This window comes from Ideonella sp. P3_A4, assembly GCF_056403075.1.
Genome location: NZ_JBFUGE010000480.1, coordinates 1 through 4,603 on the forward strand (window position 1 = coordinate 1; position 4,603 = coordinate 4,603).

The 4,603-nt window shown below is 67.8% G+C and carries 5 protein-coding genes; 2 read left to right on the plus strand and 3 right to left on the minus strand.

Features of this window, described 5'->3' with window-relative positions:
- Together AC1DYI_RS27220 and AC1DYI_RS27225 are read right to left on the minus strand one after the other, a co-directional pair.
- The coding region (locus tag AC1DYI_RS27220) for a sensor histidine kinase N-terminal domain-containing protein (protein WP_477207248.1) at window positions 1-297 on the minus strand (297 nt) is incomplete at its 3' end.
- A 115-nt stretch (window positions 298-412) separates the two neighbouring features.
- On the minus strand, window positions 413-1,096 hold the full coding sequence (locus AC1DYI_RS27225) for a response regulator transcription factor (RefSeq protein WP_477207249.1): 684 nt from the start codon (window positions 1,094-1,096) through the stop codon (window positions 413-415).
- A 139-nt stretch (window positions 1,097-1,235) separates the two neighbouring features.
- On the opposite strand from AC1DYI_RS27225, the gene AC1DYI_RS27230 reads away from it, so the two are divergent.
- Entirely contained in the window at window positions 1,236-2,669 is a 1,434-nt protein-coding gene (locus AC1DYI_RS27230; protein WP_477207250.1) for a sensor histidine kinase, read from the plus strand.
- An 18-nt stretch (window positions 2,670-2,687) separates the two neighbouring features.
- On the opposite strand, the gene AC1DYI_RS27235 is transcribed toward AC1DYI_RS27230, so the two are convergent.
- Entirely contained in the window at window positions 2,688-3,395 is a 708-nt protein-coding gene (locus AC1DYI_RS27235) for a response regulator transcription factor (RefSeq protein ID WP_477207251.1), read from the minus strand.
- A gap of 184 nt (window positions 3,396-3,579) precedes the next feature.
- Between AC1DYI_RS27235 and AC1DYI_RS27240 the strand changes: the two genes are divergently transcribed.
- A partial coding sequence (locus AC1DYI_RS27240) for a PAS domain-containing protein (RefSeq protein ID WP_477207252.1) occupies window positions 3,580-4,603 on the plus strand: 1,024 nt, incomplete at its 3' end.

The following is a 4,603-nucleotide window of genomic DNA, read 5'->3' on the forward strand; positions in this document are numbered from 1 at the left end:
GCCCAATGCGGGCTGGGCCGGGATGCCGCGCGGCGGCGGCAGGTTGCGGTTGCCGAGGATGAACTCGCCCGGTGGCGAGCTGACCGTGTAGAGCACGCGGTCGTTCGGATCGGCTTCGAGGATGTCCTGCGCGGCGCGTGGGAAATCGATGAACAGCCCGTTGCCGATCGGCTTGACCTGGCGCGCCAGCGAGCGCGTGGCCTGCGACAAGGTCGCGTCGACTGCCGCATTGGCATAGCGCGCGGCCAGGTTGTAGGTGACGAAGGCGCCACCGATCCACAGCACCAGCTGCGGCAACAGCAGCCAGATCAGCAGCTGGCGATGCAGCGACTGACCTCCGGCGGACCGTTTGCTGGGGGAGGCGGCAGGCCCTTCCGAACGGGCGGCAGCGTGACGCCACCGGACTAGCCAGCTAAGCACCGACGTCGGCCTCGGCCTCGAGCAGGTAGCCCAGGCCGCGCACGGTGCGGATCGCCAGGGCGGATTGCTCCAGCTTGCGGCGCAGGCGGTGGATGTAGACCTCGATCGAGTTGGTGCCGCTGGCGACCTCGGTGCGGTCCAGCGCCCAGGCCTGCTGGATCTGGTCCTTGGTGACGACCTTGTCGCGCTGCGACAGCAGCAGGTCGAGCAGCATCCATTCGCGTGGGCTCAGGTCCAGCGTTTCGCCGCGCACGGCGGCGCGGCGGGTGTCACGGTCGAAGCTCAGATGGCCCAGCTCTGCCGAGTTGCCCAGCGGCCGGGTGCGGCGCAGCAACGCGCGCAGCCGTGCCTCCAGCTCGGGAAAGTCGAAGGGCTTGGTCAGGTAGTCGTCCGCGCCGGCGTTCAAGCCCGCCACGCGGTCGTCCAGGCTGTCGAGCGCGGTCAGCACCAGCACCGGCAGCGCCGGCTTGGCGGCGCGCACGCGCTTGAGCACCGTCAGCCCGTCGACCAGCGGCAGCCCCAGGTCGAGGATGGCGAGGTCGAACGGCTGCTTCAGCAGCAGGTACTCGGCCACCGCGCCGTTGGGCGCGTGCTCGACTTCGAAACCGGCCTCGCGCAACTGGGCGGAGAGGGCGTCCGACAGGATCGYGTCGTCTTCAGCGAGCAACAAGTTCATGATCGAAAGCTTAACGCGTCGTTGTCGCGCCGGACATGTGGGCTCACCCGAAGGCGTTGCGCTCGGCGCTGCACCAGAATGCCACTGCCTTCGACCCCCACGCCGCTGCGGCGCCGCACCTTTGTCCGAACCGCTTGTCATGCCCCTGGTCCCGCTGGACACGCACACCGCGCTGTACCTGCTGGGCGTGGTCTACCTGCTGATGTCAGGCCTGGTCTGGATGATCCTGCGGCCGCACCACGAAGCAGCGGCGATCGGGCTGTGGTGCGGCGGCGGCGTGATCATCGGCGTCGTCTATCTGCTGTTCTCGATGCGCGGCAAGCTGCCGATCTACTGGACCACGGCGGTGCCGGTGGCGTTGGCGCTGTTTGGCCTGGGGCTGCGGATCTGCGCGCTGTTTCGCGAGAACGGCCGTGGCGACCGCTGGCGAATGGTGATACTGGTGACGGCGCTGGCGATGCTGCTGTCGTTGGTGGCGGGATGGCCCGGTCCGGCCTGGCGGCGGCCGGTCACCAGTGTGCTGATGGCGGGGGCGGCCACCTGGCTCGCGCTGCTGGCTCGCGATCTGGGGCGCCAGCCGCACGGCCGCGGGGCCGAGCTGATCGGCATTTCCTATGCCTTCTACGGGTCGACCTATCTGTTGCGGCTGGCCGGCGGGTTGTTCGCCCTGGCGACCGGCACCCACGTGCCGCCGACGCTGGCGCCGACGCTCGACCTGGTGCTGGTGCTGGCAGGCGGGCTGGTCGCCGGTATCTTCGGCAATGTCGGCTACGTTGGCATGGCGCTCGAACGTGCCCGCATCCGTCGAGAGGCGCAGGCCCGTGACCTGGCACAGGTCCAGGTGCAGCGCAGCGCTGCCGAAGCGCAGGCCGTGATGCTGGCGGAGCGCCTGGCTGAGCGCGACGAATTCGTGCGGGTGCTGGCGCATGAGGTGCGGCAACCGCTGAACAACGCCTCCGCCGCTTTGCAGAGTGCCGATGCGGCGTTGAACGACGACGCCCTGTCGGACCGGGGCGAGGTGCAGGCCAGGCTGCAGCGAGCGCAGAAGGTCATCAGCCACATCGTCGGCTCGATCGACAACACGCTGGCCGCGAGCACGGTGCTGACCAGCGAGCAGCCACTGGAGCCGCGCGACGCGGACGTCAACATGCTGATCGAGCTGGCGCTCGGTGACCTGGACCCGCGCCAGCGCGTGCGGGTGCGCCGCGACAGTGCTTCGCACGCGCGCACGGCGGCCATGGACATCGGCCTGATGCGGCTGGCGCTGCGCAACCTGCTGTCCAATGCGCTGGCCTATTCACCGCCCGATTCAACGGTGACCTTGCAGGTCAGCGACAGCGACGAACCGCTGGGGCTGGTGTTCGAGGTGCGCGACGAAGGGAGCGGTGTCACGCCGGAGCTGCGCGAGCGCTTGTTCGAGCGCGGTTTTCGCGGCGACCACGGCCTGCCGAGCCACGGGCTCGGGCTCTACGTGGTGAGCCAGATCATGCTGCGCCACGGCGGCCAAGCCAGCTGGGCAGCGAATCAGCCGAAAGGCAGCATATTTCGGCTGTGGTTGCCGCTGGTGGATTGACCCCAACAGAGCGTGGGCTCAAACACTCCGTAGCGGCGCACGAAACACGTAGCCGACTCGCGACTGCGACTGCATCGGCACCACCACCGGCGTGGCGCGCTCGATGCGGCGGCGCAGCCGGTACAGCGTTGCGCTCAGGGTGTTGTCGGGTTCTTCGCTGACCGGGCGGCCGAGGCGGCGGCACAGCAGCTCGCGAGTGACTGTCTGGCCCTCGGCTTCGACGAAGCATTCCATCACCACCAGGTCGCCTTCGCTCAGCTCGACCCGCACGCCGTCCGGCGCGACGAGTTGGCCGGCGTGCTTGTCGAGCACCCATTCCTTGGAGCCGGACTCGGTGGCGATCACGCGCCGGTGCACCGCGCGGATCGCGACCACGACCTGGTCAAAAGTGACTGGCTTGGCCAGGTGCATGTCGGCACCGGCGTCGACCACCGATGAAAAGACGTCTTCCGCCACGCGGCCCGACACCACCAGCACGCCGGCATGGGTGCGGCGGCGCAGCACGCGGATCAGCTCGACGCCGTCGATGCCCGGCAGCATCAGGTCGACCAGGTAGAAACCGTAGCTGAACGGCGCCGTGTCGGCCAGCAGTTCGTCGCTGTCGGCGAAACGGTGAACCTGCAGACCGAGACTGCGTAAATGCTGGGCCAGGAACTCGGTGTACTCCACGTCATCGTCGATCAGGGCGATCGACGCGGGCAGGGCATTGGGATCGGTGTGTTGCATGGGCGATCGCATCTGCTGAGGGGGCTGCTTGATTCTAGGCACGCCATCCGAAACCTGTGGCGGCCTCGGAAACCCGCTCGGGCAAGTCCCTACCTGAAGTCCRGGCAAGTCGTACGCGTTGGCTGGGAAAAGACAAGAATCAGCCAGCGCCATACAAACATAACCGGCGCAAGGGACGGCACAAATGCTTGAAGCGGCATTGTTCGAACGCATTGCCGAAGAGTCGCCTGACGGCATTGTCCTGTTGGGCGTCGACGGCTTGATCCAGTTCTGGAACCGCACGGCGGAGGCGATGTTCGGCCATCACCGCAGCCATGCCATTGGCCAGCGGCTGCACGACCTGATCCTGCGCCCCGAGCATGATGACGGCCGGGCCGGAGCCTGGCGCTCGTCGAATGCCGACAGCTCGTTCGACACCATCGCCCGCTGTGCCGACGGGGCCCTGCTGTACGTCAACGTGGCCTCGCGCCACCTGCGTTCGGGCAGTGGGGAGCCGATGGGCGAGGTCTACAACCTGGCCGACGTGACGCAGCTGCGCACGCGGCGCGATGCGCAACTGCTGGGCGCCCGCTACCAGGAGCTTTTCGATTCGATGCCTGACGCGGTGGTGGTGGTCAACGGGATCGGGCGCATCGCGCTGGTGAACCGGCAAGCCGAGGCCATGTTCGCCTACCAGGCGCGCGAACTCGTGGGCGGGCCGCTGGAGACCCTGTTGCCCGAGCGTTTTCGGCCTGGTCATGGGCAGCACCGCGAGCGCTACATGGCCAGCCCGCACACCCGGCCGATGGGAGAGGGGCTGGATCTTTCTGGCAGGCGCAAGAGCGGCGAGGAATTCCCGGTCGAGATCAGCCTGAGCCCGTTGCGCACCGACGTCGGGCATTTCGGGCTCAGCGCGATCCGCGACATCAGCGAGCGGCGGCGGGTCGAACGTGCGCTGGAAGAAAAGAACCTCGAGCTCGAGCGGGCCAACAAGGCCAAGGACCGTTTCCTGGCAACGATGAGCCACGAGCTGCGCACGCCGCTGAACGCGATCATCGGCTTTGCCGGCATCCTGCTGATGCGCCTGCCGGGCCCGCTGACAGTGGACCAGGAAAAGCAGCTGAACATGGTGCAGTCCAGCGGCAAGCACCTGCTGTCGCTGATCAACGACTTGCTGGACCTGGCCAAGATCGACTCCGGTGGCATGCAGATGCAGCTGGTGCCGTTGG